This is a genomic window from Desulfobaculum senezii (assembly GCF_054657395.1).
In genome coordinates this window covers 428455-455334 of record NZ_BAAHYU010000002.1, presented here as the reverse complement: position 1 = coordinate 455334, position 26880 = coordinate 428455, and the positions used below count along the sequence as shown (strand labels likewise).

21 protein-coding genes are annotated in these 26880 nt (G+C 61.2%); 6 read left to right on the top strand and 15 right to left on the bottom strand.

The annotated features are described in order from the left end of the window. Positions 1–18: 18 nt before the first annotated feature. The 7 genes from ACYQ2T_RS02770 to ACYQ2T_RS02740 all read right to left on the bottom strand — a co-directional run bounded on the left by ACYQ2T_RS02770 (position 19) and on the right by ACYQ2T_RS02740 (position 6157). The gene (locus tag ACYQ2T_RS02770; protein ID WP_459898259.1) at positions 19–891 is read right to left on the bottom strand and encodes a protoheme IX farnesyltransferase; all 873 of its coding nucleotides are present in this window, start codon (positions 889–891) and stop codon (positions 19–21) included. Further along, entirely contained in the window at positions 888–2105 is a 1218-nt protein-coding gene (gene coxB / locus ACYQ2T_RS02765) for a cytochrome c oxidase subunit II (protein WP_459898257.1), read from the bottom strand. Before coxB ends, ACYQ2T_RS02770 begins: the two co-directional genes overlap by 4 nt. Positions 2106–2111: 6 nt before the next feature. After that, on the bottom strand, positions 2112–2402 hold the full coding sequence (locus ACYQ2T_RS02760) for a cytochrome C oxidase subunit IV family protein (protein ID WP_459898255.1): 291 nt from the start codon (positions 2400–2402) through the stop codon (positions 2112–2114). A 16-nt stretch (positions 2403–2418) separates the two neighbouring features. Then, positions 2419–3021 carry a cytochrome c oxidase subunit 3 family protein gene (locus ACYQ2T_RS02755; RefSeq protein ID WP_459898254.1) on the bottom strand — a complete coding sequence of 201 codons (603 nt, stop codon included), beginning with the start codon at positions 3019–3021 and terminating at the stop codon, positions 2419–2421. Next, a complete protein-coding gene (ctaD, locus tag ACYQ2T_RS02750; protein WP_459898252.1) occupies positions 3011–4636 on the bottom strand; it encodes a cytochrome c oxidase subunit I in 1626 nt (541 codons plus the stop codon). The genes ACYQ2T_RS02755 and ctaD overlap by 11 nt, the downstream gene beginning before the upstream one ends. Positions 4637–4736: 100 nt before the next feature. After that, positions 4737–5849 carry an SCO family protein gene (locus tag ACYQ2T_RS02745; protein WP_459898250.1) on the bottom strand — a complete coding sequence of 371 codons (1113 nt, stop codon included), beginning with the start codon at positions 5847–5849 and terminating at the stop codon, positions 4737–4739. Further along, positions 5849–6157 carry a c-type cytochrome gene (locus tag ACYQ2T_RS02740; protein ID WP_459898248.1) on the bottom strand — a complete coding sequence of 103 codons (309 nt, stop codon included), beginning with the start codon at positions 6155–6157 and terminating at the stop codon, positions 5849–5851. Before ACYQ2T_RS02740 ends, ACYQ2T_RS02745 begins: the two co-directional genes overlap by 1 nt. Positions 6158–6402: 245 nt before the next feature. Between ACYQ2T_RS02740 and ACYQ2T_RS02735 the strand changes: the two genes are divergently transcribed. Continuing rightward, complete coding sequence (locus ACYQ2T_RS02735) at positions 6403–7050, top strand: nucleotide-binding protein (RefSeq protein ID WP_459898246.1); 648 nt, start codon at positions 6403–6405, stop codon at positions 7048–7050. A gap of 72 nt (positions 7051–7122) precedes the next feature. Here the strand turns inward: ACYQ2T_RS02735 and ACYQ2T_RS02730 are convergent, their stop codons facing one another. The 5 genes from ACYQ2T_RS02730 to pspA form a co-directional block, all read right to left on the bottom strand. After that, positions 7123–9264 (bottom strand): methyl-accepting chemotaxis protein, encoded by a 2142-nt coding sequence (locus tag ACYQ2T_RS02730; protein WP_459898245.1) that lies wholly within the window; start codon positions 9262–9264, stop codon positions 7123–7125. 600 nt (positions 9265–9864) lie between these two features. Further along, on the bottom strand, positions 9865–12012 hold the full coding sequence (locus ACYQ2T_RS02725; protein WP_459898243.1) for a methyl-accepting chemotaxis protein: 2148 nt from the start codon (positions 12010–12012) through the stop codon (positions 9865–9867). 253 nt (positions 12013–12265) lie between these two features. Continuing rightward, entirely contained in the window at positions 12266–12724 is a 459-nt protein-coding gene (gene pspC / locus ACYQ2T_RS02720) for an envelope stress response membrane protein PspC (protein WP_459898241.1), read from the bottom strand. Next, complete coding sequence (locus tag ACYQ2T_RS02715; RefSeq protein WP_459898239.1) at positions 12717–12971, bottom strand: hypothetical protein; 255 nt, start codon at positions 12969–12971, stop codon at positions 12717–12719. Before ACYQ2T_RS02715 ends, pspC begins: the two co-directional genes overlap by 8 nt. A 6-nt stretch (positions 12972–12977) precedes the next feature. After that, positions 12978–13691, bottom strand: coding sequence for a phage shock protein PspA (gene pspA / locus ACYQ2T_RS02710; RefSeq protein WP_404846013.1), 714 nt, complete (start codon positions 13689–13691; stop codon positions 12978–12980). A 186-nt stretch (positions 13692–13877) separates the two neighbouring features. Between pspA and pspF the strand changes: the two genes are divergently transcribed. Together pspF and ACYQ2T_RS02700 are read left to right on the top strand one after the other, a co-directional pair. Next, complete coding sequence (gene pspF / locus ACYQ2T_RS02705; RefSeq protein ID WP_459898237.1) at positions 13878–14894, top strand: phage shock protein operon transcriptional activator; 1017 nt, start codon at positions 13878–13880, stop codon at positions 14892–14894. Between the two features lie 168 nt (positions 14895–15062). Next, complete coding sequence (locus tag ACYQ2T_RS02700) at positions 15063–16073, top strand: IS30 family transposase (protein ID WP_459898235.1); 1011 nt, start codon at positions 15063–15065, stop codon at positions 16071–16073. A gap of 426 nt (positions 16074–16499) precedes the next feature. On the opposite strand, the gene pruA is transcribed toward ACYQ2T_RS02700, so the two are convergent. The 3 genes from pruA to ACYQ2T_RS02685 all read right to left on the bottom strand — a co-directional run bounded on the left by pruA (position 16500) and on the right by ACYQ2T_RS02685 (position 21581). After that, on the bottom strand, positions 16500–19523 hold the full coding sequence (pruA, locus tag ACYQ2T_RS02695; RefSeq protein WP_459898233.1) for an L-glutamate gamma-semialdehyde dehydrogenase: 3024 nt from the start codon (positions 19521–19523) through the stop codon (positions 16500–16502). 36 nt (positions 19524–19559) lie between these two features. Continuing rightward, positions 19560–20039: an Lrp/AsnC family transcriptional regulator gene (locus ACYQ2T_RS02690; protein ID WP_404846016.1), complete on the bottom strand. Its 480-nt coding sequence runs from the start codon at positions 20037–20039 to the stop codon at positions 19560–19562. 333 nt (positions 20040–20372) lie between these two features. After that, positions 20373–21581 carry a hypothetical protein gene (locus ACYQ2T_RS02685; RefSeq protein ID WP_459898231.1) on the bottom strand — a complete coding sequence of 403 codons (1209 nt, stop codon included), beginning with the start codon at positions 21579–21581 and terminating at the stop codon, positions 20373–20375. A gap of 346 nt (positions 21582–21927) precedes the next feature. Here ACYQ2T_RS02685 and ACYQ2T_RS02680 point away from each other — a divergent pair, with 346 nt between their 5' ends. From ACYQ2T_RS02680 to ACYQ2T_RS02670, 3 genes are all read left to right on the top strand, one after another. Further along, the gene (locus tag ACYQ2T_RS02680) at positions 21928–24942 is read left to right on the top strand and encodes a PAS domain S-box protein (protein ID WP_459898230.1); all 3015 of its coding nucleotides are present in this window, start codon (positions 21928–21930) and stop codon (positions 24940–24942) included. A gap of 354 nt (positions 24943–25296) precedes the next feature. Then, positions 25297–25689, top strand: coding sequence for an ArsR/SmtB family transcription factor (locus ACYQ2T_RS02675; RefSeq protein ID WP_459898228.1), 393 nt, complete (start codon positions 25297–25299; stop codon positions 25687–25689). 36 nt (positions 25690–25725) lie between these two features. After that, a complete protein-coding gene (locus ACYQ2T_RS02670; protein ID WP_459898226.1) occupies positions 25726–26841 on the top strand; it encodes a permease in 1116 nt (371 codons plus the stop codon). The last annotated feature ends 39 nt before the right edge of the window (positions 26842–26880 follow it).

Sequence of the window (26880 nt, the reverse complement as noted above, 5' to 3'; positions counted from 1 at the left end):
CTTTGCGTTCAGCGTGGTCTACAGGCCTAACAGCAGCGCCGCGAAAATGAGCGGCATGGACGCATTCAGCCAAGCCATGGCGCGGCGGGAGCGTCCCCACACGCCGCACAGCCCAACTCCAGCCCCGGTCACGGCGCAGATGCCCAGCATCCACGGCGCAGCCTCCGGCGCGCCCACAAAAACCGGCAGCGTCAATGCGGTGGTAAAGTACGCCACCACCCATAAATACATCAGCGGACGGTACACGGCCACGGGCAGGCGCACAGGCGGCAAAGGCAGCCGCGCCGCCACGTAGTCCTCATGGTGCAGTTCCGCCAGCATCCAAAAATGCGGCACCTGCCACAGATACACCACCACACACACCGCGAGGATTCCCGGCGCATCAGGCGCGCCGCCAGCCGCCAGCCAGCCCACGTAGGGCGGCATGGCGCCGGGGACGCCGCCCACCAGCACGGCAAGGCCCGTGATGCGCTTCAGCGGGGTATACAGTCCGTTGTACAGGGCCACGACACCCGCGCCAGCAAGGACAAGCGCCCCGGCCCCGCGCGGCCCCGCGCCCAAGAAACCAGCAGCAGCGTATAGCGCAAGGCCAACCGCCATAAGCGCCGCAGCCCACAGCGTGGCAAGGCGGGGCGACATGCGGCCAGCAGGCACAGGACGCGACGCAGTCCGCCGCATGCGCGCGTCCAGCACGCGCTCCTGCACCTGATTCAGCGCCGAGCATCCCCCGCACAGGGCAAAGGACCCCGCGCACACGGCAAGGCCAGCCCCAAGGGGGACGCCACTCTCTAAGCCAAGCAAAAAGCCAAACAGCGCGGCTCCAGCCACCATAGCGCTGATGCGCGGACGCGCCAGCGCCATGCATGCCGAGGCCCTGCCGCCCGTGCTCATCCGCCCGCCTCGCTCAGGCTTTTCAACCAGTCCACCAGCGCGCTGAGGTCATCCTCGCTCAGGTGTCCATAGGGCGGCATGATGGGCTGGTAGCCCTTGGAAATCACCGCCTCCGGCTCAAGGATGGCCTCGCGCAGGTAGGCTTCGTCCGCCGTGGTCTGCTCCTCCACACCATCACGCAGGACCGCAACGGTGCTGCCATACAGATTCTTAAACGTCGGCCCCGCAATTTCGGAACCGTCCGTGGAGTGGCAACTCAGGCACCCCTCGCCCTCGGCCACACTGCGGCCCATGGGCATGGTCATGGCTCCTTGGTTCGCCATCCAGTTGACCATCTCCAGCAGGTCCTCCTCGGGAATAACGCCGTCATAGCCGGGCATCATGGCCTGATAGCCCTTGACCACCTCGGCATTGGGGTCCAGCAGGGCGCGGCGCAGATACGGCTTGTCCGCCACCACTTCGGCCTCTGTGCCATCGGCCTTCACCACCTGCCGCGTGGTGCCGTAGATATTCTTCAGCGTTGGGCCAACGCCGTCACTGCCATCCAGCGAGTGGCAACTGACGCACCCGTATTCCTCAAGAAGCGCCTTGCCCTTGTCCGCGGCCTTGGTATCGGTTTCGCCCGTGTACCACGCCCCGAATTCGTCCTCGGGCACCACGCGCACCACGCTCAGCATGTTGGCGTGCTTCAGCCCGCAATACTCCGCGCACAGGATGTCATAGTCCCCGACCTCTTCGGGCCGAAACCACGCGTAGGTGTTCATGCCGGGGACCGTGTCGCGCTTGATGCGAAACGCCGGGACGTAGAAGCTGTGCAACACGTCTGTGGACGTCATGGTCAGCTTCACCGGGGTGTCTACGGGCACGTACAGGACGTTGCTGCGGCGGCCGTTGTCGTAAATGAACGCCCACGACCACATGCGCCCCTCCACCCGCACCTCAAGGGCGTCCTCGGGCGCGGACTGCAAGGCCTTGAAGCTGTCCCACCCGAACCAAAACATGCCAAGGGCAAGGATGGTGGGGATGAGCGTCCACATCACCTCCAGCCACACGCTTTCGCGTACGTTTTCGGCCTCGGGATGGCGGGTATGGTGATACCGCCATAAGAACCAAAGCATCAGCCCCGTCACCAGCGCCAGTACGGCCACGGAAATGACGAAGATAATGAGGAAGGCAAAATCAACCTTTGCCGCTGCGTCCACAATCGGATTCATGGCAGCCTACCTGTATGCTGTGTCGAAGAACGTCAACCCGATGAATATCGCCAAAATAACAAACGCCGTGATAACCATGATATGAAAGGTCCTGTTCTCGTAGCGCAGATGCATGAAGATGAGCACCACAAGAAGCGCCTTGCTGGTGGCAATGGTCAGCGCGATGACGACATTCAAAAAACCAAAATTAATCTCCGCGGCCCCCACCGTGACGGCGGTCAGCACCAGCAGGGCCGCCCATACGCCCACAAGCAGCCGGTACGGCAGGATATGATGATCGCCATTTTCCGAGTGCATAGCGCGTCTCCCGTCCTTAGGTGACAAGATAGAAAAGCGGGAACAGATAAATCCACACAAGGTCCACCAGATGCCAGTACAGCCCGGCATTCTCCAGCGTGACGAAGTCGTCCCCCGTAACCTTGCCCACATGCACCAGCCACATCACCCAGCCAATGACGCACATGCCGATGATCACATGCAGGCCATGCAGCCCCGTCATGGTGTAGTACATGGCGTAAAACACGGCCTTGCCGTGCTCCATGTCCGTCATCAGGTCCGAGCCGGGATAGATGCCGTGGTGGATCTTGGCGCTCCATTCAAAGTACTTGTTCACGAGGAACACCCCGGCAAAGGCCACGGTCAGCCCAAGGAAGAGCATGGTCCGCTTCATGTGATGGTACTGAATGGCGGACACGGCCAGCGCCATGGTCAGGCTGCTGGTGATGAGCACCACGGTATTCGCCGCGCCAAAGGGCACGCTCAGCGTCAGGCTTCCGGCATGAAACCCAACGGGATAGCGCGCCAAATACACGGCAAACAGCACAAACAGCCCGCCAAAGAGCAGTATCTCCGTGAACAGGAACAGCCACATTCCCATCTTCGCGCCGGTGTAGTCCTTCAAGGCGTCATGCGTCATCAGCCTTTACCCCCGAGAAGTCGTACGGTCCGCGGTCCACAACGGGAACCGACGGGAAGTTGTGATGCGGCGGCGGAGACGGCAGCGTCCACTCCAGCGTGGCGCCGCCCCAGGGATTCTTGCCCACCTTTGGCCCGTGGCGCATGCCCTGCCACAGGTTCCAAAACATCAGCGCCAAGGCCACGGCCGTAATCCACGAGCCAATGGTGGAGACAAAGTGCATGTCCGTGTACTGGGGCAGATAGTCGTAGTAGCGCCGCGGCATGCCCTCCATCCCCAGCACCAGCATGGGCATGTACAGCACATTCATCCCCAGCAGCAGGAGCAGCGCGCTGATATTGGCCCGCCGCATGTTGTAGGAACGGCCAAAAACTTTGGGCAGCCAAAAATGCATGGCCCCAAACAGCCCAAACCCCGTGCCGCCAAAGATCACATAATGGAAGTGCCCCACCACAAAGTAGGTGTCGTGCACATGCACGTCCGTCCCGGCGCTGCCCAGCACCAGCCCGGTCAGCCCGCCGATGGAAAAGAGGAAAATGAAGCACATGGCAAAGGTCATGGGCGGGTCCAGCCGTATGGCCCCCTTGTACAGGGTGGCCACCCAGTTGAAGACCTTCACCGCCGAGGGGATAGCCACCACAAAGGTGAGCAGGGAGAAGATGAGCACCGCCGTGTCGCTCATGCCGCTGGTAAACATGTGGTGCGCCCACACCAGCGACCCGGCAAAGGCAATGGCAAGGCTGGAGACCGCAATGGTCTTGTAGCCAAAGATGTTCTTGCGCGCGAAGACCGGGATAATCTCGGACACCACGCCCATGGCGGGCAGCACCATAATGTACACCGCCGGATGGGAATAAATCCAAAACAGGTGCTGATACAGGATGGGGTCGCCGCCGCGCGCGGGGTCAAAAATGCCCATGCCCAGCACGCGCTCCGCCGCGATGAGCAGCAGCGTAATGCCAAGGATGGGCGTTGCCAGTACCTGTATCCACGCCGTGGAGTACAGCGTCCACACAAACAGCGGCAGGCGCGAGAACGTCATGCCCGGTGCGCGCAGGCGGTGGATGGTGACGATAAAATTCAGCCCCGTCAGAATGGACGAGAACCCGAGGATGAACACCCCGGTTACGGCAAGGCCCACATTGGTCGTGGTCTGTGTGGAAAACGGCACATAGAAGGTCCACCCCGTGTCGGGCGGTCCGTCGCCGCTAAACAGCGCAGTAATGGCAAACGCCGCGCCAATGATATACAGCCACCACGAAAAGTTGTTCAGCCGCGGAAAGGCCACGTCCTCCGCCCCAAGGTGCAGGGGCAGAATAATATTGCCGAAAGCCGCGGGCACGCTGGGGATGACCACCAAAAAAATCATCACCACGCCATGCAGGGTAAACACGGCGTTGTACGTCTGCGGGCCCATGATGGTCTCGCCCGGGGCAATAAGCTCCAGCCGGATGGCAAGGCCCAGCATAACGCCCACGATAAACATGGCGAGGATGCATCCCAGATAGAGCAGTCCAATCCGCTTGTGGTCCGTGGAAAATATCCACGACCGGATCAGGCCGCTGCCTTCAACCGGATTCAGAAATCCCGGACCATAGACCTCGGTCGCGCACATGCCTCTTCTCCTCGCACGGTTGGCGGATGCCCGCGAAGGGGCGCATCCATGCATTCAACACGAACGGAAACAGCTGGCAGGCTGTGGCCCACAGGCGGCGCTAGTCGCGCTTTTTGCGCCCGGATACCAGCAGTATGACAAAAAGAATCACGGCAAACCCAAGGATGGAGAACCCAGCAACGCGCATGGTGTCGAACACATAGCGCCGCCCCTCGGGGTCGTAGTCGAAGCAGAAGGACAACAGGCGCTTAACGGACACGCCAACCTTGCCCTGCGCCGCCTCCGTGGCGGCCATGGTCACATCAAAGGGGAGAAAGTCCGTGCCGTAGAGATACCGGACAATCTTGCCGTCCGGCGCAACGGCCACCACCACCGCCGCATGCACAAAGGCGTTTTCCACCCGGTGAAAGCGGAAGCCAATGGCCTGCATGGCGCGGTCGATGTTTTGCTTATCGCCGGTCAGGTACAGCCAATGCTCCGGCGGAAACTCGCCCTGCATGGACGCCATATAGTTGCGCTTTTTGCTGGCGGCCACCTTGGGCGTGTCGTACTCGTCAAAGCTGATGGACACCACGCGCAGCTCCTGCCCCGGCGTCAGGGCCACATCCGGCAGAATGCGCGCAAAGGACGACAGCATCAGGTTACATACGCTGGGGCAGGTATAGTACACGGGCATAATGATGGACGGCGCGGTCAACACGTCGCGCAGGTCCACCTCGTGGCCGTTGGAATCCTTGAGCGTAATGCCGCGCGGGATGTACTCGCCCAGCTTTTCGTCCACGCCAACGTCCATGTCCGGAACGGCTTCGCCCTCGGCCATAACCTCCTGCATCATGGCCTCATGGTCGTGCCCCGGCATGTCAGCCATATCCCCGGTCATATTGCCGTGCATGTCCGAGGCATTTCCTGCAGGCATCGTATGCCCGTCGTGTTCACTGGCGGGCATCATGTGTCCGTCGTGCTCACCTGCTGGCATGCTCTGGTGGTCTGGAGCGTGGCCGTCCATGGGCTTGCCGGACGCCCCATCCATCATGTGTTCCCCGCCGTCATGGGCGGGCGCGCCGGTCATGCCGTCATGGCTTCCGGGCATATCCTCAGCCGCATGCCCGCCCGCGCCGTGGTCCATACCGCCATGGTCCACGGCAACGGCAGGCGCGGCGGCGAGGCACACGCACACCGCCGCCGTAGCGCAAATCCGTACAAAGACGTGCATCAGAACTCCGCTATGTATTCCGCAACCTCACGGATTTCTTCCGGAGAAAGCTTCTTGAGCATATTCACCATGATGACCTTTTTGGAGCCACCATAGGAGCCATCCAAATACCCGTGCATCTTCTTTTCCAGCTCATCTGCGGACTGGCCCTTCACGGGCGGGCTGGCGCCAAGGGCGGCCTTGGAGCCGTCCACGCCATGGCACCCGATGCACTTGGCGTACACGCTGCGGCCATCAGCCTGCGCCGTCGCAAAGGCGCCCATCACCAACACAAGAAAAAGCACACCAACACAAGTCAGATACCGCATTATTTCCTCCAAACGTTGTTCCAAAAAACCTGAATGCATAGCAAACGTCACCATAGCATAGGCAATATCACGTTTCAGCAAAAAATCCCTTTTCCGGCGTCCGGCGCCCCCCCCTGCCGCCATACAGCGGAGAGCAGAATCGGCCCCAGCCGCCGCCCAACATCCCGTCATGCTTTGACAAAGCCTTCCACCCATGCCTAGGGTTTCAAGAACACCTCTACCACCCACCATGACGGGAGGCCCGCATGAAAATAGCGATTGCTGGCAAAGGCGGCGTAGGCAAATCCACTGCGACGGTGTGGCTTGGAGACTGGCTTGCCAGACAGGGCAATGAGGTCCTGCTGGTGGACGCCAACCGTCCGCTCCTGCTGCGGCGCATCAGCCGCCCACTGCCCCGGGTGCATGGCGCAGAGCCGCAGCGGCCACGCCTTGCCGTAGAGCCTGCCACTCCCGAATGGAACGCCCTCCGCGCCCCTTCCCAAGAACGCATTGTGCTGCTGGACCTTCCCGGCGGCGTCAGCGGCCTGAGCGCCGAGCGCTGCGCCCTGCTGGACGCCCTGCTCATCCTCACCGAACCATCACGCGTGAGCCTCTGCATTGCCGAACACATCGCCCGCTTTGCGGCGCAATACGGCCTCAGCGACGCTGTCCTCGCCGTGAACCGCGCCGCGCCCGGCACCGTGCTGCCCGCGCAGCCGGACTTGCCGGAACTCCCCCCGTGCGTCGGCACGTTTCCGGTGCTGGACTCCCTGACCAGCCGCCAATTCGACACCATGTCCGCGCTCTGCCTGCCCGAGCAACGCCTGCTGGACAGCATCTGCTCGCGCATCATGACCGCGCTGCGCCACAGCCGCGAACCCATCGCGGAGAACGCGCCACTGCCCGGCACCTAACAGCCGCACAACGCAAAACAGCCCCCATGGCCTTGGCCATGGGGGCTGCTGCGTACGCCTTGCGCGGGGCTATCAGCCCTGCGCGCTATCGTTTTTCAGGTCCTGAATAAGGGACGCCAGCTGCGAGGACTGCTGCGCCATCTCGCGCAGGGCGATCACCGTTTCCTCAATGCTTTGAGCGGTGTCCTGCGCAATCTGGTGCACCTCCTCGATGGAGCGGTTGATTTCCTCGCTGGCCGAGGACTGCTGCTCCGCCGCCGTGGCAATGCTCTGAATCTGCTCCGCAGAGCGCTCCGCACCGTCCACAATGGTGCCCAGCACCTCGCCGGATTCGTTGGCGAAGGTGACGGCTGTGTTGATGTCCTTTTCCGCATTGTCCATGGACGCGACGTTGCTGTCCGCCACCTTCTGGATGGACGAAATGGTCGCGCCCACTTCCTTGGTGGCGTTCATGGTCTTTTCGGCCAGCTTGCGGACCTCGTCGGCGACCACGGCAAAGCCGCGTCCCGCATCGCCCGCGCGCGCCGCCTCAATGGCCGCGTTGAGCGCCAGCAGATTCGTCTGGTCCGCAATGTCCTCAATAACGTTCATGATGCTGCCAATGGAACGCGCCTGCTGGTCAAGGTCGTTCATGGCCACGCGCAGAGCCTCGGTCTGCCGCTTGCTGGTCGCCATGGCGTCAATGGCGCTGGTCACCACGGACTGTCCCTTTCTGGCCTGCTCACGGGCATCCTTGCCCTGATCCGCCGCAAAGCCCGCATTCTGGGCGACTTCCAGCACCGTGGCGTTCATCTCCTCCATAGCCGTGGCCGTGGCCTGAATGCGGCTTTTCTGCACGTCCGTGCCCTTGCGGACTTCCTCGGACTGCGCGGAGATTTCCTCCATGGCGGTGGAGATGCGCTCCACGACCTGCTCCAGCTGGCTTGCGGCCTGCATCATCCCTTCGGACTTGGCGCTTTCGGCCTTTTTGCGGGCTTCTTCGGCCTCAAGCATGGCCTTTTCCGCCTGCGCGGACTTCTCGCGCGCCACATTCATCTGGCGCTCAATGTCCGCAATGTTCTGCTGCATCTTTGTCGCCATGGCGTTCACGGCGCTCTGCATCTGACCCACCTCGCAATCCGTTGCGGCGTCAAGGCGGGTGGACAAGTCGCCCTCGGCGATGCGGTTGACGGCGGTTGCCGTATCGTGCAGCGGACGCGCAAGGCGTCCAGCAAGCAGCCACAGCACAACCAGTGCAAGGGCAAGGCATCCGCCGCCAATGAGCGTGGTCTTCAGGGCCATGGCGTTGGCCTCGGCGTAGACGCTGGCTTCATCAATGGCGACGCCAACGGTCCAATACGAGCCGGTTTTGCCCATTTCCACGGGGACATAGATGTGCAGCTTGCCATCGCGGAAGAAGTGCACCGTCTCGCCCGCATGGGTCTGCTTGAGAATGGCGCTCCCACGCTCCTCAACATCGGCAAAATTTCTGCCGATGACGCCGGTCTGCCCCGTCCGCCCGGACACAAGGCCCGTATGCGTCACAAAGGTCACATCGGCCTTCTGCCCAAAGATGGCGATGGAGTTGGCCAGTTCCTGCAGGAAGTTGGCCGTCACATCCACACCCGCTACGCCAATGGTCCGGCCATTGACGCTGATGGGCGCGGCAATAGTCACAATGGTTGTGGTTTGCCCGTTCACCGTGGCGCGCACAGGATTGACAATGGTCTCCGCCGCGCGCCTGCGCGTGACGGTGTACCATCTGGCGCGCTCCAAATCGCCCTTAATGGGCGCAAGGTGCACGCCGCCGGAGCGCGTCCAATACGGAGCAAAGCGCCCGCCGGGCTGCGTTCCGGGCGCATCCGCCGTGGCGTCCATGCCGTCGAAGGCATCTGGCTCCCACGCCGAGCGTACGCCCATGAGTTCATCGTTTCGAACAAGCAGCTCGCGCTGCATGCTCACCACCTGCCCGCGCAGGGGATGGCCTTCCGGAGAGCTAGTGTAGCCTTGCAGCGTCTGGGCGAGCCCGCGCGCAAGGTCCAGTCCCGTGTCAATGCGTCCCTTGATGCCAAGCGCCTCAATATACGCCTCTTTGGACGCCGTGTGGATGGCGTTTTCAAATGCCATGCCCCGCGACATAGACGTCGCGTAGGCAATGACCGCAATGAGGGAAGCAATCATGCAAAGGCCGGAGAAGAAGAGGATCTTAGCCTTGATAGAATGAAACGAAAACACGCTGTCCTCCTAGGGAACTGCGGATTTCACCGCGCCGTGAGTCCACCGCCCGTGGCGGGGACGCGCGCAAGTACAAGCGCCGCGCAGACGCGACGCTTTGGCTGGTGTGGGCTGCCCCACAATCACAGAGACCTCATGACAAACGGCAGGCATGCCCTCTGGTGGTGTACGGCTCCACCAGCATGCCCGCCATCCTCCTCCGCATTCCTTTGAGCGCGCCAGCATCATCCGCCGCCGCTTCCCCTTCCCAAGTACTGTTGGCCGTGGCACCGGCCGCGTAGCGGGTACGGCCCGCCACACCCCACTGCCACGTGGAACAGAAAAGCACCGCCACCACGTTTCCCTCACTGGCGACGCCCTCCCGCATACTGCATATGCCTTGGCACTATTGTGGAAGACGAAGCGCGCCGTGGCGCACCGTCAAAAGAATGGCGCGAAATCCATACGCTTTTTGCAACTGGCAAGGCCCCTCTGCCCTTCACCAGCCGCACTGCATACGGCTAACGCGTCGCGCAACATATAAAATCCGATTTCAAACCGCAAATAAAAAGCCCCGCACCTTTCGCGCGGGGCTTTTCTGTTCTGCGCCAAACCGGGGCGCTACTTTGTGGCGTCGTCCTTGAGTTCCTGAATCAACCCCAGCAGGTCCGAGGTCTGCTGCGCAAGCTCGCGCAGGGCCTCGCTGGATTCCTGAATATTTTCGGATGTCTCTGTCGTGATGCGATTAATCTCCTCCATGGACTGGCTGATTTCATCACTGGCCGCGGACTGCTCCTCCGCCGCCGTGGCAATGCTCTGAATCTGCCCGGCTGAGGCTTCCGTGCCCTCCACAATAGCCTTGAGCGCCTTGCCGGACTGGTTGGCGAGTTCCACAGCCTGCTCTAGGTCCTCCGCAGCCCGTTCCATGGAGGTCACGTTGGCTCCCGCCACTTCCTGAATGGCGCGGATGGAGTCGCCCACTTCCTTGGTGGCGGTCATGGTCTTTTCCGCCAGCTTGCGGACTTCATCCGCCACAACGGCAAATCCGCGCCCCGCCTCGCCGGCGCGGGCGGCCTCGATGGCGGCGTTCAGGGCCAGCAGGTTCGTCTGGTCCGCAATGTCGTCAATCACCACCATAATCTTGCCGATGTCCTGCGCGCGTTCGTCAAGGTGCCCCATGCTCTCGCGCAGTTCCTCGGTTTGCTTTTGCGTTACGGACATGGCCTCGATGGACCGGTCTACCACCTGCGCGCCCTCAAGGGCCTGATTCTTGGCGTCCATGCCCTGCTCCGCCGCGCTGCTGGCGTTTTGGGCCACTTCCAGCACGGTGGCGTTCATCTCCTCCATGGCCGTAGCCGTGGTGGCGATGCGCTCGCGCTGGGTGTCCGTGCCCTGCCGGATGGCGTCGGACTGGGCGGATATCTGCTCCGTGGCTGTGGAGATGCGCTCCACCACGTGCTCCAGCTTGTCCGCCGCCTGCAACATGCCCTCGGCCTTGGCGCGTTCGGCCTGCGCCTTGGCCGCGTTGGCCTCTTCCGTCGCCTTTTCCGCCTGCACGGTCTTTTCCTGCGCCAGCTTCATCTGGCTTTCAATCTCTGCAATGTTCTCGCGCAGTTTGGCGGCCATCAGGTTCACCGACCCCTGCATCACGGCGACCTCATCCGTGCCACGCGGGTGCAGTTCCACATCAAGGTTGCCTTCAGCTATGCCGTTGACCACGTTCGACGTTTCAACGATGGGCCGGGCAAGGTACCCCGCGATAACCCACAGCACAGCAAGGGCGGCGAGCAAACACACAAAGCCGATAAGCGACGAGCTACGCGCCATGGCGTTCGCCTTGGCATAGATGAGCGACTTGGGCACCGCCACGTTGACGGCCCAATAGCTGTCGCTGTTGCCAAAGGCCATGGGCACAACGAGGTTCAGGTCGCCATCGTCAAACATATGGTACGGTTTGCCTTCGCGAACCTTTTGCATGAGCGCGTCGGCGTCCTCGGTGATGCTACTGAGCTTCTTGCCCGCCAAATCTGGCTGGCGGCTCTTGGCGGTAATCATGCCGTTGTGCGCGATGAGCGTCACGTCAGCGGGCTCGCCCAAAATCTTCAGGGAGTCCGCAATCTCCTGCAAAAAAGCCACACTCAAGTCCGAGCCAACAACCGCCACGGAACGGCCATTCAGCTTCACCGGTACGGCAAGGCTGACCACCATCACCTGCTTGCCGCCAATCTCGTAGAGAAACGGCGGGAGCACGGTTTCCTCTCCGGAATTCAGCGGATCGGCGTACCACGAGTTGTGTGCGGGGTCTTCGTATGTGCTGCACGGCTCCAGATGCAGGCCGCCGACCTTATTCCAATACGGGATAAAGCGGCCTGTACTATCGTGCCCCTCGCCCTCGTTAACATACTGGTCGTCCATGCCATCAAGGGCGTTTGGCTCCCACACAGTCCATACGCCAAGGACGTCATCATACGTCCCGGCAACGTTACGAATCATGCCATTGAGCACATCGCGCGAGGGAACAGGCCATGTTTGCTTCACGCCCTGAAACGACACCGCAAGGTCCCGCGCCGCGCCAATGGCGGCGTCGAACCGCCCCTTGATGCGCAAGGATTCAATTGTCGCTTGGTTGCGCGCCACGGTCACCGCTGTCTGCAGCGCCCTGTCCCGCGCCGTGTAGGTCATGTAGCCGATGACCACCAAAAACGACGCAACAAGGCAGGTCCCTGCCGCCATTACGATCTTGCCTTTGATTGACCCAAAACCGATCACGTTCGCCTCCTCGTTCCGATCCGCTCATGGCGGGCAGGCTGTCCACTCGTTCCGGCCCCATCCAAGCTGGTGCCCTTCACCCGTGCCGGAGCACGCGGGTGCCAAAGGCCCTCATCTTCTCCGTACATTTTGCCGCCTTAATGGCAACGGGCCGACGTTTCCGGCACACCGAAAAATCCACCCAGCCCCGATATTAGCACAAAAAAAAGGACACCCCTAGGGTGTCCTTCGTTCTCTGCCGCACTTTGGCGCACTATTTTTCGCGCATTCGCCGTTCCCACTGATAGTCCGACGAGGTCACGTAATCCTCCGCGCGCCTGAGGCGGCGCTCCAACCTGTCGAACTGCTCCTTCAGCCTATGCAGGGCAAGGGACCGCGAGCGGGAATAGGAATCGTAAAACTCGCGCTCTGTCGGCGAATTCACAGGGACAACAGGCTCCATACGCATCACCAACGCCGCAAGGAAGTACAGAAACACCCCGGGCCACAAGCCCGTGAACAGCACCGTCAGCACCGTGAAGAACCGCAGCCAAAAGACCGAAATGTCAAAGTAGTCTGCCACGCCCTGGCACACGCCAAGAAAGATGCCCCGCCGCGAGCGATACAGCCCCCGGGCCTCACGCCGCGGACGTTCGCGCCAGCCATCCCATCCGCGCCCGGCGGAGCGGGCACCTTGGCCGCCGCGGCCGCGACCCTGGCCGTTCTTATGCATCCTTGCGCGCATCGCGGTTCCCCTTGCTTTGCCCCTCCTGCTCGTAGAGGAGGGTTTCCAGTACGTCCATGCGTTCCTCCAGCCGGTTGAGACTGGCGAACATTTCCTGAATCATCCGTGTTTCGTCCACCTGCTCCTGCGGCTCACTGCGCGAGAACGCCCCGTGGAACAATTTGCCAAGGATGAAGATGATGACCAGCACCACCACAAGGGGCAAGAGGATGATCCAGAATCCGATATGATGCATTGGCGTCTATTCCTTTTCTCCCGCACCGCTCGGGCCGGGCTGTTCGTCAGTGTCCGTGCCGGACGGATGTGCGGCCTGTTTCAGCCGGGCCAGTTCCGCCTCGATGCTATCGTCTTTTTCCCAAACTGCAAACTCATCCTCAAGGGATACCTGAGCCTTGGGAATGGACAGCTCGGCTTCGGCCTCCAACCTGTCAATACGGCTTTCGAACTTGTCAAAGCGGACCATGGTGTCCTGCTTATTGGCGCGGTCCAGCGTATGCCCCGTGCGCTTGCGCTCCGTGGCGCGCTGGTGGCGCTGCACCAGCAGGCGCTGCTTCTCACGCGCGGCGGTCAGCTTATCCTCCAAGCGGGAAATATCTTCGCGGGACTGGGCAACCATGGTCTCAAGGTGCGCGGCCTCATCCTCCAGCGAATCAAGGCGGCCCTGCCACAGATTCTTTTCCTTCAAGGCTTCGCGGGCGAGGTCGTCGCGTCCCTTCTCCACGGCCATGGTGGCGCGCTGGGTCCACTTCTCCACCACGGCGCGTACTTCATCAAGCTCGCGCTGCAACGTTGTACGGTCCGCCATGGTCTTGGCGCACGACGACTTCAGCTCCACCAACGTCTCCTCCATCTCCTGCACCATCAGGCGGATGAGCTTTTCCGGGTCCTCGGCGCGGTCCAGAAGCGAATTGAGATTGGAACTGACGATATCTTTAAATCTGCTGAATACACCCATGGTGTCCTCCTGTTATGGCTTGCAGTCTTCTTGCCCACCATAAAGCATTGGCCGTGCCATTCACCGCAAACCGCAATAAGTCACTGTATAAACTCACCATTCTTCCACTTGCCCCCCTGCACTCTATGCGGCATAATTGTGCAAAACTTATCCAAACACACCATACTTTACACAAAAGGACCACATATGGCGGCCTCAGCGTCCCTTGAAATCATCGGGCAGTCCGACAGCTTTCTCGCCTTCATGGAGCAGCTTTCCCGCGCTGCGGCCGTGGACCGCCCTGTGCTCGTCGTGGGCGAGCGCGGCACTGGCAAGGAGCTTGCCGCGCGGCGGCTGCATTATCTCTCCCAGCGCTGGGAGGGGCCTTTTGCCACGCTCAACTGCGCCGCCCTTGCGCCGTCGCTTTTGGAGTCCGAACTGTTCGGGCACGAGGCCGGAGCCTTTACCGGCGCCGCCGGGCGGCGCATGGGACGCTTCGAGGCCGCAGACTCCGGCACCCTCTTCCTTGACGAAATCGGCAACATGCCCCTCACCGTGCAGGAGAAGATTCTCCGCGTTGTCGAGTACGGCCAGTTCGACCGCGTCGGCGGCACCGCGCCCGTATCCGTAGACGTGCGCATCATCGGCGCAACCAACGTGGACCTGCCCACGCACGCCGCAGATGGCAAGTTCAAACACGACCTCCTCGACCGCCTCAGCTTCGAGGTGCTCACCATCCCGCCCCTGCGCGCCCGAAAGGACGACATCCCCGTCCTTGCCCAGCACTTCGCCCGGCGTATGGCCATTGAACTCCACACCCCACAGCCCGCCTTCACCGCCGACGCCATGGACGCCCTGCTCGCCCACCACTGGCCCGGAAACGTCCGCGAACTCAAAAACGCCGTGGAACGCGCCGTCTACCGCGCCGATAACGGCGTCATCCCCGGCATCACCCTCGATCCCTTCGCCTCGCCCTACAGACCAAAGCCCCGCGCCGACGCCGCACCGCCAGAAGCCCCAGTTCCCGACAACGTGCAGGCATCCAGCCCCGCCTTAGCGCCTGACACCCTCCCCCTCAAAGAGGCCGTCCGTCACCTCGAACGCACACGCCTGCAAACCGCCCTCGCCCAGTCCGCCCACAACCAACGCCGCGCCGCCGCAGCCCTCGGCCTGACCTACAACCAGTTCCGAAACCTCTACAGGAAATATAAGGACGAAATGTGAAGGGTGGGCCGAAGAAAAGCATGCCTCTGGCGGGTTAAGGAAATAAGGCAGATTGTAATCCAAAACTGAACACTTGGCAGGAAGCCGCCTTCTCAGACTTGAACAAATAAAAAAGCCCATGCTAGCTGCTGGTTACCAGACCAAAACTCCACAAGGGAGCGCAACTGCATGGGCAAGAAGCACCTTACGTTAGAGAAGCGCGAAATACTAGCCCGGTTACTTTCTGAGGGCATGAGCATCCGAAACATCGCTCACATTCTTGGCTTTAGCCCCTCAGCGATTAGTCAGGAAGTACGGAGAAACAGCTTGAAGGATGGGCGATATGTTCCAAAATCGGCACAGGAAAAAGCGCGGATACGTAGGCTTCGAGCCAACAGAGGACGCCAGCCTGTAGATACGGATTTGTATGAGTATATTAAGGAAAAACTCAGCTTCTGCTGGTCTCCAGAACAGATTGTTGGCCGTTTGAGGAAAGATTTCCCGACTGCTCACCGAATGCGAATCAGCTTCAAAACGATCTACAACAAAATTTGTCCAGCAAAGGGTGCGCCTCGAACAGATTTTGTCCACTACAAGCAATATCTCCGGCGGAAACATGCACGCACAAGAAGTTTTAGACATGGCAAGAGCCGAAGCGCTGCAGAGGTGAATCGCACCTTACCATCCATTGAACAGCGTCCATCAGTAGTCGATGAAAGAGCTCGGTTCGGTGACTGGGAAGGCGACCTAATATCAGGAAAAAGAGGAACAGGTTTCATTGCGACGTTTGTGGAACGCCTTACCGGCCTTACTTTAGCGTATCGATGCAAGGACAAGTCAAAGGCTACAGTATCCCATGCTATGGAATGTTTTATGAAGGATGTTCCAGGTGACTTGAGAAGGACTATGACCCTTGACAGAGGTACGGAGTTCTTTGGCTATGAAGCCCTACAGTTGAAATACGAGACTAAATTCTATTTCTGTCACCCGCAGTGTCCACAAGAACGTGGCCTGAATGAGAATACAAACGGATTACTTCGGCAGTTCTTCCCTCGCAAAATGGATTTCAGAAAAATAAGCGAATTTGAATTAAAACATAAACTCCGACTGCTTGCAGACAGACCGCGCAAGAAGTTTGGATATAGCTCGACAATAGAAAAACTGCAGCAGCTTGGGCTTGAGGGCTGTGTTCAGTTTTGAATTGCAATTCACCTAATTTCCTTAACAATCCTTAGAATTTTCTGGGCGGAAGCCGCCCAGAAAATAAAGATTGATGGTGGAGCAAAGACAGTGCCGCTCTTCTTTGACGTACAGGTTTGACAATGCACGAATTCAGCGACCTCGTTTCACCGTGTCGGCCGTCAAGGCCCCCCAACCATCTCATATGCCCTTTCGCTCCCATCCCCCACACACCGCCCACCCCCCCTCTTTTCAGGGCGGCTTCCGCCCTGAAAAGCCTGAGGATTCTCAAGGAAATCATTTCCTTGAGCCGCCGGAGGCCCAAAAAAGAAAAAAACAAAGACAAAGAAAAAGAAGCAAAAAGCCCCCGCCATAACGACGGGGGCTTGCTGTCCTGTCCCATCACAACCACGCGGCGCATGGGCGCGCGTGGGGCCGCGCGACGCGCTAAATCCAATCGTCGTCGTCTTCGATGGGCGCGAAGCCTCGGCGCATGGTGTTTTCTGTGACGGTGTAGGGGTCCATAAACTGCACGAGGTAGTCGGGGCCACCGGCTTTGGAGCCAATGCCGGACATATTGAAGCCGCCGAAGGGCTGGCGTTCCACAAGGGAGCCGGTGCAGTTGCGGTTGAGGTAGAGGTTGCCGACGGCGAACTCGCGCCGGGCTTTTTCGAGATGCTCGGGGCTGCGGCTAAAGAGCGCGCCGGTAAGGGCAAACTTGGTGGAGTTGGCCCACTCGAGGGCTTGGTCGAAGTCCTTGGCCTTCATGACGGCGAGCACGGGGCCGAAAACCTCTTCCTGCGCAATGCGATGCTCCGGGGTGATGCCGTCCACGATGGTGAGGGGCACGTAGCAGCCCTCGTCCACGCTGGCGCCGGATTCGCCTTTTTCGGAGGGCATGCGGGAGAGCAGAACGTTGCCTTCCTGCCGCGCAAGTTCAATGTACTCCAGAATGGACTGCTGGGCGGCCTTGTCCACGACGGGCCCCATACTGCACGCGGGGTCTTCGGCGGAGCCGAGCTTGAGGGAGCGCGCGGCCTCGACGAGACGCTGCACGAACCGGTCGTAGATGGGTTCCAATACGATGACGCGGGAACAGGCCGAGCACTTCTGCCCCTGAAAGCCGAAGGCGGAGTAGATGACGTGGGAGACGGCCTCGTCCAGCTCGGCATCGTCGTCGATGATGCAGGCGTTCTTGCCGCCCATCTCGGCGATGACCTTCTTGCACTGAATCTGCCCGGGGGCGGGCTTGGCGGCATGCTGCATGATGTGCAGACCAACTTCCATGGAGCCGGTAAAGGCAATCATGCCGATGTCGGGATGCCCGACGAGATGGTCGCCCATGACGGAACTGCGGCCGGGCACGTAGTTGAAGACGCCGGGGGGAATGCCTGCTTCCTTGTAGATGTCCACAAGACCGTGCCCGATGACGGACGACAGGCCCGAGGGCTTGTAGAGCACGCAGTTGCCGGTGACGATGGCGGCGGAGGTCATGCCGACGGAGATGGCGAGGGGGAAGTTCCACGGCGCGATGACGGCGGCAATGCCCTTGGGCCGGTACTGGTAATGGTTCACCTCGCCGGGGGCGCGTCCCACGCGGCGGGGCTGGCCAAGGCGTAGCATCTCGCGGGCGTAGAATTCCAGGAAATCGATAGCTTCGGTGACGTCGCCGTAGGCTTGATCCCACTGCTTGCCAACCTCCAAAACCTGCAACGCGGAAAGGTCGAAAATGCGCTGGCGGGCGATTTGCGCGGCCTTGAAGAGATACTCCGCGCGCTCCTCGGGAGCCTTGGCGCGCCATGCGGGCAGGACGTCCTTAGCGGCGGCGATGGCGCGGTCCACTTCGGCTGTACCGGCCTGACAAACGTGGCCGATGATTTCCGAAGTCTTGGCGGGGTTGTAGGAGTCGAGGGTCTCGCTTGTCTCGACGTCCTCGCCGCCGATGTAGAGCGGGTAGGTCCGGCCGAGATTCTCGCGGATGCGGGCCGTTGCGGCGGGGAACGCCTCGCGCGAGCCGGGGATGGTGAAGTCGACGTTGGCTTCGTTGGCAAAGCGGTCGCCGTCGTCGCAGGCTGGACGCGCGGCGCAGGTTTCACGCTCGCGCTTGGCCGTGACTTCGGGGTCTTCCAGCAGCCGCTCCATCTGCGCGCCATTGGCAAAGCTCTGCCGCAGAAAGGAGTCGTTGGAGGTATTTTCGAGCAGACGGCGGACGAGATAGGCCATGCCGGGGATGAGTTCGCCATAGGGGCAATAAAGGCGCACGCGCCCGGCCACGGCGAGCAGGCCCTTTCGCACGGGTTCGGCCATGCCGTAGAGCACCTGAAATTCGTACCTGTCGTCGGCAACGCCAAGCTCCTTGGCAGTTTCCATAACGGCGGCGATGGTGCGCACGTTGTGCGAGGCACAGGCAAGGCGGCAGATGTCGCTGTTTTCCAGAACGGTGCGGGCGTTGCGCTCGTAGGCGGCGTCGGAGTCGGCTTTGATGGTGTAGACCGGCACCTCCCAGCCCTGCTGCTTGGCGCGGACGGTCTCGTAGTCCCAATAGGCGCCCTTCACCAGCCGCAGCGTGATGGGCAGCTTTTCGGTGCGCGCCCAGGCGACCATATCCGTCACATCATCGTCGGTGCACTTGAGGTAGGTCTGCAGTACGAGGGCGAGGTGGGGGTAATCGCGGAATTCCTCGCTGCTGCGCAGGCGCTTGTACACCTCAATGGTGATGTCCTTGTAGTCGAGGGATTCCATGTCGATGCACATGGCCCCGCCCATCTCCACCACGCGGCGGTAGACGGGGATGAGGCGGCGCAAAATGCCGTTGACCGTGCCCTCAAAGTCGCGCGGCTTGGACTGGGAATAAAACGCAGTGAGCTTCACGGAGAGGTTGATGATAGGCTCGCCGCCCCAGTCAAGCTCACCGGACGCCTCGCCAAGGGGGGTGAACTTTTTGCGCACCTCGGCAAGGCTCTCCAGCAGGTCCAGATGCTCCTGCATGCGGGCTTCGGATTCGGCCTCGCTCACGGTGGCTTCGCCAAGGATGTCGATGGTGAAGGCGAAGCCATCCTTGCGCAGTTTGTGCAGGTTTTTGACGGCTTCCTTGGCGTCCTGCCCGATGATGAACTGCCGCCCCATTCTCTCAATGTTCTTGGAGATGGCCTTGGCCATGAAGTTGCCGCCCAGCTTGCCCACGACGCCGGCGCCCTTGAGGCCCAGCTTCATGACCGGTGGCATGTCGCCGGACTCGGTGGCGAAGTACTCATGGATGTGCCGGTTCAGCGACTCGCTGGTGTGCAGGCAGGGCAACACGTCCACGAACCGGAACAGACTGACTTTGAAGTCCTCGTCCTTCATGCTCCAATCCATGACCTTGCCGGTCCACCATCCCTTATTGAAGATGGACGGCGCCTCACCGCTGATGGCCTCGAAGAACTCCTTGCCTCGTTCGATGATTTTCCGTTCCAGTTCAGGCGTACTCATCCGTGGCGCTCCTTGAGAGAAAGGTTGTGCGAGCTCCTATATGTCTTCGGGGGAACCGCCAAGGGGCAGTTCCAGAGTCTCCTTGACTGTGGTCAGTACGATGGTGGAGCGCGTGTCGCGCACGGTGTCCACCTGTCCGATACGGCGCAGCAGCTGCCCAAGGGCGGCGGTGTCCGCGACGCGCACTTTCAAAAGATAGCAATCGTGGCCGGCGGTGTGGTGCACCTCCAGCACTTCGGGAATCTTGGCCAATTCCTCACCCGCGCGGGTGGAGCCGACGCCTTCCTCGGAGCGGACAAAGGTGAACGCGGTAAGCCCCTGCCCGATGGCCTTGGGGTCCACGCGGGCCTCATAGCCCTGCACCACGCCGCTGGTCTCCAGCTTGCGGATGCGCTCCAACACGGCGGAGGGAGCCATACCGATTTGCCGCGCTATTTCGGCGTTGCGAACGCGGGCGTTCTGCTGCAACGCGTTGATTATCTTGATGTCTACATCGTCGAGTTTCTTTTTTGCCATGATGTGCAGAATGAAATTCGATTCACAGCTATGTGTCAAGAATAAAATTCTTTGTGAAAAGCAGAACCCAAACAAAACGTCAGTATATTGACCATAAAACTGGCATTTGTTCACGACGCAGTCATAGATGCACGATGACGCGCCATCTACAAACAGCGCCGCACTCAGGCTGTGCAGAGAGCGGACACTCCTCTGCCGGGCGCACGCTCTTTCCCATGACAGCACGAGGTGCACCGAAAAACGCACGTCCTCTTCAAATGGACGGGCACTGCACAAAAAAGCGGCGCCTCCCCGAAGGAAGACGCCGCATTGGCAACTGCATAAGGCCCGCGGTTAGGACACGGGGCCGGGCTCGATGACGGACCGGATGTACTGCTTCATGAGCACGCTGATGCGCTCCTCGCGGGAGAGCTCGGCGGCGAAGCGGTCGTTCTTGAACAGCCGGGCAAAGATGTCGCGCTCCATGAGGGGGTGGTCCTGCCAGCGGCGGGCAAGGCGCTGGGCATAGCCGGACACGAGGGCTTGCAGTTCCTCGTTGGTCATGGCCATGTACTCCCGCACCTTGGCGGCGATGGTCGTAGGCGCGGGCAGCGCCTCGGACTCGATAATTTCGCGGAAGGCGTCGGAAAAGCGGTGGCAGCCCGCAATGATGTGCTTGGCGCGCACCACGTTCATCCCGGCCCAGCCCGCGCGCAGCCACTTGAACACCATGCTGGACGTGCCGGTGCCCGGCTCGGGATTCTCCACGTACACGGAGACGGCGGCGGAGTCGTACATATAGGTATCCATCCAGCCGATGCCGCCCTTGGTCAGGCCTTCCTCACCGGAGTAGACGTAGTCCCACGTGGCGTCGTCGAGGATGCCGCCCTTTTTGCCCACGGAGGACGGACCGTCCTGCAGGGATACGGAAATAAGGGCCGCGCGGCCGTCAATGCTGGTCACGATAAGCAGGCGCGACAGGTCATAGCTGTAATACGCGCCGCTGAACGAATCCGGGGTGATTTGCTCAAACTCGCGCCCACGCAGCACCACGGGGGATTCCGTTTCGTCCACGGCCTCCCACAGCTTGGGGCGGTGGCGGAGCATGTCGCTGTCCGGATACCAGCTGCTGACGCGTACCACAGAGGGCAGGACAACATAAGGCGGAATGTCCGGATTGTAGCCGTACTGCAAAATACGGGACAGGGGCGCATCTATGGAACTGCGGACACAAACGCCCTGCGCGCCGTCGCGCTCGGGCAGTTCGGTTTCGTCAAAGCTCTTTTCCGTGCCGACGAAATCCAAAAGCGCCGCGGCGTCCTGCTGCCGGAAGGTCGCGCTGGGGTCCTTGGTCATGGCGATAAGGCGCTCCACCGTGGATACGATGGACGCTGGAACCTCTTGGCCCTTGGCCTTCATCTTGGGAGCGATCATGGACGAATTGTCGCCCGCCTGCGCGGGAGAATGCAGGCCGCTGAGCGTCAGGCACGCCAGCATAACGACACTGACAACAAAAAGGCGCACAAGGGCCGCGCCCCGGTGCGAAAGGATGCGTATGTTCATTCTTCTCTTAACTCGATACGCCGTATGGCGTGTGGGTTTTGCGTCCGCGCACAGTCCGCGCGAACTGGTCTCCGACATTACCTGCTCGCCTCTGTAAAGGCAAGCAGAGCGCATCTTCCCGCCCATTTTCGACTTTCCTTCCTGTGGATGCGGAATCACCAATGATGCCGCGCGCAGCACCGGCGCTTAGGGCTCCCCCCTTTTCTGCGCATCGCCTTGCCATACCCCGCGTTCTCTGCGATTCTTGTCATGATCGGAGAATCCCTTTTCCGCCAGCGGAGTCCACACGCCTCCGCCCCGCGGCGCAGTCCACACCAACGCACAAACACTTCGGGTATTCCTCCATATGCAGGAGCTGGCAACACTCATCGCCGCCGACCGGGACTGGCTGTACACCCACCTCATCTCCATTGCAGATGAGCGCGGGCACCTGGCGCCGTCGCCGTCCATTGCCTCGGCCATCGGCTCCTTGCTGGACGGGTTTATTGACGTTCTTACCCTGACGTCGGAGCGCTACGGCGACGCCCTGCCCCCACTGGTGCGCCCCCCCGGCGAGGCAAACAACGACCCCATCTCCGCTCTTGCCCGGCAGGAAGTCCGGCGCTGCCACCATTCCCAAAGCTCGCCGCGCAGCTACTTTACCCTGTGCAAATGGTTCCGGCAGTCGCTGGTGGACCTTGTGCGCCACAAATTCCCCACCCACTGCGAACCCCGCGTCCGCTACGTGCTGCGCTGTTTCGACGCCTTTGAAATCGCCCTGTGCGGCACATGGTTCGACACCGTCTACGACCCGGAGAACGTTGAGGCGCAGCGCCACTACCAGCAGCTGCAGCACGAGAACGAAGAATACATCAACCTCTTCGAGAACGTGCCCTCGCCCATTTTTTTGCTGGATGAGGCCCACCACATCCTCAATATGAACCATGCCGCCACCCTGCTGGTGCATGAGCAGTACAACACGGAGCACGACGCCCAGCCCGATGTGGAGGACGACAGCGCCGATGCCTCGCCCCGGCTGGAAGACATCCTGCCGTGGCTGCGCGGCGCCCTGCCCACGCCGGTTGCATCCGGTGTGTGCCGTCCATCATCGGGCTTTTCCATCAAGCAAGGCGAGCGCTGTTTCGACATCACCTGCCTGCCCCTCGCGGACTGCCACACAACGGGGCAAGGAAACCGCACCTCCTCCATTGTTGTCATTCTGGACGATGTAACGCGCTTTCGCGATGCGGAGCTCTCCCTGCGCCGGTCAGAGGAGCGCTTCCGCCGCATTTTCGACAGTGCCCACGACGCCATCATCATCCATGACCTCAAGGGCCGGATTCTGGACGTGAACGAATCCATGCTCCACATGTTCAACGTCACCCACCGCGAAGCGCGGCGTATGTCCATCATCCATGACCTGTCGTCGTACGACATTCCCAAGAACCTCCTGCCGCTCATTTGGGAGAAGGCGCTGGACGGCGAGCCGCAGCTGTTTGAATGGAAAGGCCGCCGGCCCAAGGACGACAGCACCCTGGACATAGAAATCTTCCTGCGCCGCCTCAACTTCGGGGACGGCGACGTGGTGATGTCCACCATACGGGACACCACAGCCCGCAAGCGCTCCGAGCACCTGCTGCGCCAGAGCGAGGAATACCACCGCACGTTCTTCCAGAACAACCACTCCATCATGCTCATTATCTCGCCCGACACAGGCGAAATCTACGACGCCAACCCCGCCGCCTGCGACTACTACGGCTATTCCAAGGATGAACTGCTGGCGAAAAACATCGCGGACATCAACGTCCTAACGCGCGAGGAAATCAACGCCGAAATGCAGCGCGCCAGAGACGAAGCGCGCGAGCGCTTCCACTTCCGCCACCGCCTTGCCTCGGGCGAAATCCGCGATGTGGACGTCTACTCCGGTCCCATCATGTATCAGGGCCGCGAACTGCTCTTCTCCGTGGTGCACGACACCACGGAAAAAAACCGCATCCAGCAGGCACTGGCCCTCAGCGAAGAAAAGTTCCGGCGCATCTTTGAAAACATGCAGGACGCCTACTACCTTGGCGACCTTGAAGGCTGGCCCATCCTCATCAACAAAGCCCTGCCCACGCTGCTGGGCTACACGGCCGAAGAAATCCTCGCCCTCAATGTGCAGGACATCTACGTGGATCCGGACTGCCGCAACACCCTGCACGACGAACTGCGCGAAAAGCGCGAAATCCGCCTGCGGGAGCTGCCCCTGCGCCGCAAGGACGGCCAAATCATCACCGTAGAGTGCAACATGCAGATGATCTACGACCGCGGCGAGGCTGTGGCTGTGGAATCCATCTGCCGCGACATCACGGACAGAAAGCGCGCCAACGCCATCCTGAGCCAAAGCGAGGCCCGCTACCGCGGCCTGTTCGAAAACTCGCCCATCTCCCTGTGGGAGGCGGACTTCTCCCTTGTGCGCCACTACATCGACGACCTTGCCGCCAACGGCGTGGAGGACTTCGAGCGCTACTTCATGAGTAATGACGAAGCCGTGCAGCAGTGCGCCGCCCTTGTGCAGCTACTCCAGGTCAACGAGGCCACCCTGCGCCTTTTCGACGCGGACACCAAATACGACATTCTGCCGGGCCTTCAGAATATTTTTACCTCCAACAATATCGTCTCGTTCCGCCAGCAGCTCATTGCGCTGGCCAAGGGCAAACTGCGCGAGACCTTTGAGGCGCCGCAGGTGACGCTGATGAGCGACACCAAATACGTCACCATCCACCTGAGCGTTGCGCCGGGGTACGAGGAATCGTGGGGCAAGGTTATTGTCTCCGTCATCGACATCACCGAGCGCCGCCGTCTGGAGGAGGAACTCAAACGCCTTGCCACCACGGACCCGCTGACCGGAGCGGCCAACCGCCGCGCGTTTTTGGACAAGGCGGAGAAGGAACTCCAGCGCTCCCGGCGCTACTCCCTGCCGCTGACCATCATGATGCTGGATATCGACCACTTTAAACGCGTCAACGATACCTACGGCCACGCGGCCGGGGACGACGTGCTGCGCTCTATGGTCGGCACCTGCAACACCATCCTGCGCGAGAACGATGTTTTTGGCCGCCTTGGCGGCGAGGAATTCGGCGCCCTGCTCATTCAAACGGACCGCGACGACGCCATGCATGTGGCCGAACGCATGCGCTCCCAGCTGGAGGCAACCACCGTGGAGACCGACGAAGGGCCTATTTCCTTCACCGTTTCCATTGGCCTGCACACCGAAATTGCCGGAGCGCGCCCCCTTGAGGACATCATGGTCAAGGCCGACCGCGCCCTGTACCACGCCAAACGCACAGGCCGGAACAAAGTAGTGGACTACACCGCCGCCATAGACGAAATCGACCCGTAGCGCGGCGCATTCTGCGCGCCATCGCCGCCCGCCCTTCGCCCGCTCAAGGCTTCCCCAGTGGCAGAGAGAGCCGCGCCACCCACACCACTCCGGCCGGCGCCGCGTCACACCGCCCCCCGGAAGCACCCTTTTCCGCCACGCACCACTCTGCCGCGCCTTGCCTCAACGGCACGCAGCCACGCAGGCCCACGACGTGCAGCGTACACCCTTCGCCCCAACCACACCCAGCACACCTCTCCGCCCCCCGAACAGCGTCTCTGCCCGCACCACCGCCCCGCCCTTCGCGGCGTGTTGACACCGCCGCAAAGGTGAGTATATTGCCATATAGCAATATAGCTACATGGAGATATGCCTATGCAAGAATTCCTCGACGTTATGAAGGCGCTGGCCGACCCAAGCCGCGTCAAAATCATCAAGATGCTCCAGCACCGCAGCGATATGTGCGTGTGCGAACTGCGCAGCGCCCTTGGCCTTGCCCAGCCCACAGTGTCCAAGCACCTCAAGGTGCTGGAGGGCGCAGGCCTGCTGACGCGCAAGAAGGACGGGCAGTGGGTGAACTACGCCCTGCGCCACGAGGCAGGCACCTACGCGGCGGCCATGCTCGACAATCTGGACGGCTGGCTGAACGACACGCCGGACATCCGCGGCGTGCTGGACCAGCTGCCGCACCTCGACAGGCTCACCATCTGCGGCGCGCCCACCGGGGCTGACCCCACAAACCCCGCCACGACGGACACCACCAAGTAAGCGACGCGCCACCGCGTTGACCAAAGGAGCCCCCCTATGAATTCCTTTGACCTGAAACCCCTTTCCGAACAGGAGACGGTGGACGTCAGCGAACTGAGCGCCGCGCCCTGCGCGTGCCAAAGCGAGTCCGCTCCCCAGCACTTCCGTCTCTCGCATCCCCTGCTTCTGTCCCTGCTTTTGGTGGGCTGGATAGCGCTCTACATAAATCTGCCCCGGTTGGCGGATGTCATCACCTTCCAGCTCATGGGCCTTGCCGAGAGCTCGCACCTTGGGCAAGCCGTCCGCTTTTTCATCTACGACGGACCAAAGGTGCTCATGCTGCTGGCCATTGTGGTCTTTGCCGTGGGCATTGTCCGGTCCTTCGTCACCCCGGCGCTGACGCGGAAAATCCTCTCCGGGCGCGGCGAGTTTGTGGGGAACGGCCTTGCGGCATGCCTCGGCATTGTCACGCCCTTTTGCTCCTGCTCCGCCGTACCGCTGTTTATCGGCTTTATCACCACTGGCATCCCCCTAGGAGTGACGCTGTCGTTCCTTATTGCCGCGCCCATGGTCAACGAGATTGCCCTCGTCATGCTCTACGGGCTGTTCGGGTTCAAGGTGGCCGCGCTCTACCTTGGCACCGGGCTACTGGTCGCCATTGTTGCCGGGTGGATTATTGGCCGCCTGCGGCTGGAACACCACATTGAGGACTGGGTCAGCCTTGCCACCGCAGAAGCCGAAAAGAACCACGCCCTGACGTGGCGTCAGCGCCTCGACATGGGCGCGGAATCCGTGCGGGACATCGTGGGCAAGGTGTGGCTGTACGTCGTGATTGGCATCGCCATCGGCGCGGGCATCCACGGCTATGTGCCCGAAGGCTTCATGGCCTCGGTCATGGGCAGCGGCGCATGGTGGTCCGTCCCGGCGGCCGTCATCATGGGCGTGCCCCTCTACACCAACGCGGCGGGTATTATCCCCATCGTGTCCGCCCTATTTGCCAAGGGCGCGGCGCTGGGCACCACGCTGGCCTTTATGATGAGCGTCATCGCCCTGTCCCTGCCGGAGATGATTATCCTGCGTAAAGTCCTGAAACCCCGGCTTATCGCCGTGTTCGTCGGCGTTGTGGCCTCGGGCATTTTGCTGGTTGGCTTTGTGTTCAACGCCGTCATCTAACTCTTTTCCCCTCATCAACACACCAGCGCCCCGGCGGAG

Coding starts and splice junctions, on each gene's coding strand:
- ACYQ2T_RS02770 (WP_459898259.1), bottom strand. CDS start 891: ATGAGCACGGGCGGCAGGGCCTCGGCATGCATGGCGCTGGCGCGTCCG.
- coxB (WP_459898257.1), bottom strand. CDS start 2,105: ATGAATCCGATTGTGGACGCAGCGGCAAAGGTTGATTTTGCCTTCCTC.
- ACYQ2T_RS02760 (WP_459898255.1), bottom strand. CDS start 2,402: ATGCACTCGGAAAATGGCGATCATCATATCCTGCCGTACCGGCTGCTT.
- ACYQ2T_RS02755 (WP_459898254.1), bottom strand. CDS start 3,021: ATGACGCATGACGCCTTGAAGGACTACACCGGCGCGAAGATGGGAATG.
- ctaD (WP_459898252.1), bottom strand. CDS start 4,636: ATGTGCGCGACCGAGGTCTATGGTCCGGGATTTCTGAATCCGGTTGAA.
- ACYQ2T_RS02745 (WP_459898250.1), bottom strand. CDS start 5,849: ATGCACGTCTTTGTACGGATTTGCGCTACGGCGGCGGTGTGCGTGTGC.
- ACYQ2T_RS02740 (WP_459898248.1), bottom strand. CDS start 6,157: ATGCGGTATCTGACTTGTGTTGGTGTGCTTTTTCTTGTGTTGGTGATG.
- ACYQ2T_RS02735 (WP_459898246.1), top strand. CDS start 6,403: ATGAAAATAGCGATTGCTGGCAAAGGCGGCGTAGGCAAATCCACTGCG.
- pspC (WP_459898241.1), bottom strand. CDS start 12,724: ATGCATAAGAACGGCCAGGGTCGCGGCCGCGGCGGCCAAGGTGCCCGC.
- ACYQ2T_RS02715 (WP_459898239.1), bottom strand. CDS start 12,971: ATGCATCATATCGGATTCTGGATCATCCTCTTGCCCCTTGTGGTGGTG.
- pspA (WP_404846013.1), bottom strand. CDS start 13,691: ATGGGTGTATTCAGCAGATTTAAAGATATCGTCAGTTCCAATCTCAAT.
- pspF (WP_459898237.1), top strand. CDS start 13,878: ATGGCGGCCTCAGCGTCCCTTGAAATCATCGGGCAGTCCGACAGCTTT.
- ACYQ2T_RS02700 (WP_459898235.1), top strand. CDS start 15,063: ATGGGCAAGAAGCACCTTACGTTAGAGAAGCGCGAAATACTAGCCCGG.
- pruA (WP_459898233.1), bottom strand. CDS start 19,523: ATGAGTACGCCTGAACTGGAACGGAAAATCATCGAACGAGGCAAGGAG.
- ACYQ2T_RS02690 (WP_404846016.1), bottom strand. CDS start 20,039: ATGGCAAAAAAGAAACTCGACGATGTAGACATCAAGATAATCAACGCG.
- ACYQ2T_RS02685 (WP_459898231.1), bottom strand. CDS start 21,581: ATGAACATACGCATCCTTTCGCACCGGGGCGCGGCCCTTGTGCGCCTT.
- ACYQ2T_RS02680 (WP_459898230.1), top strand. CDS start 21,928: ATGCAGGAGCTGGCAACACTCATCGCCGCCGACCGGGACTGGCTGTAC.
- ACYQ2T_RS02675 (WP_459898228.1), top strand. CDS start 25,297: ATGCAAGAATTCCTCGACGTTATGAAGGCGCTGGCCGACCCAAGCCGC.
- ACYQ2T_RS02670 (WP_459898226.1), top strand. CDS start 25,726: ATGAATTCCTTTGACCTGAAACCCCTTTCCGAACAGGAGACGGTGGAC.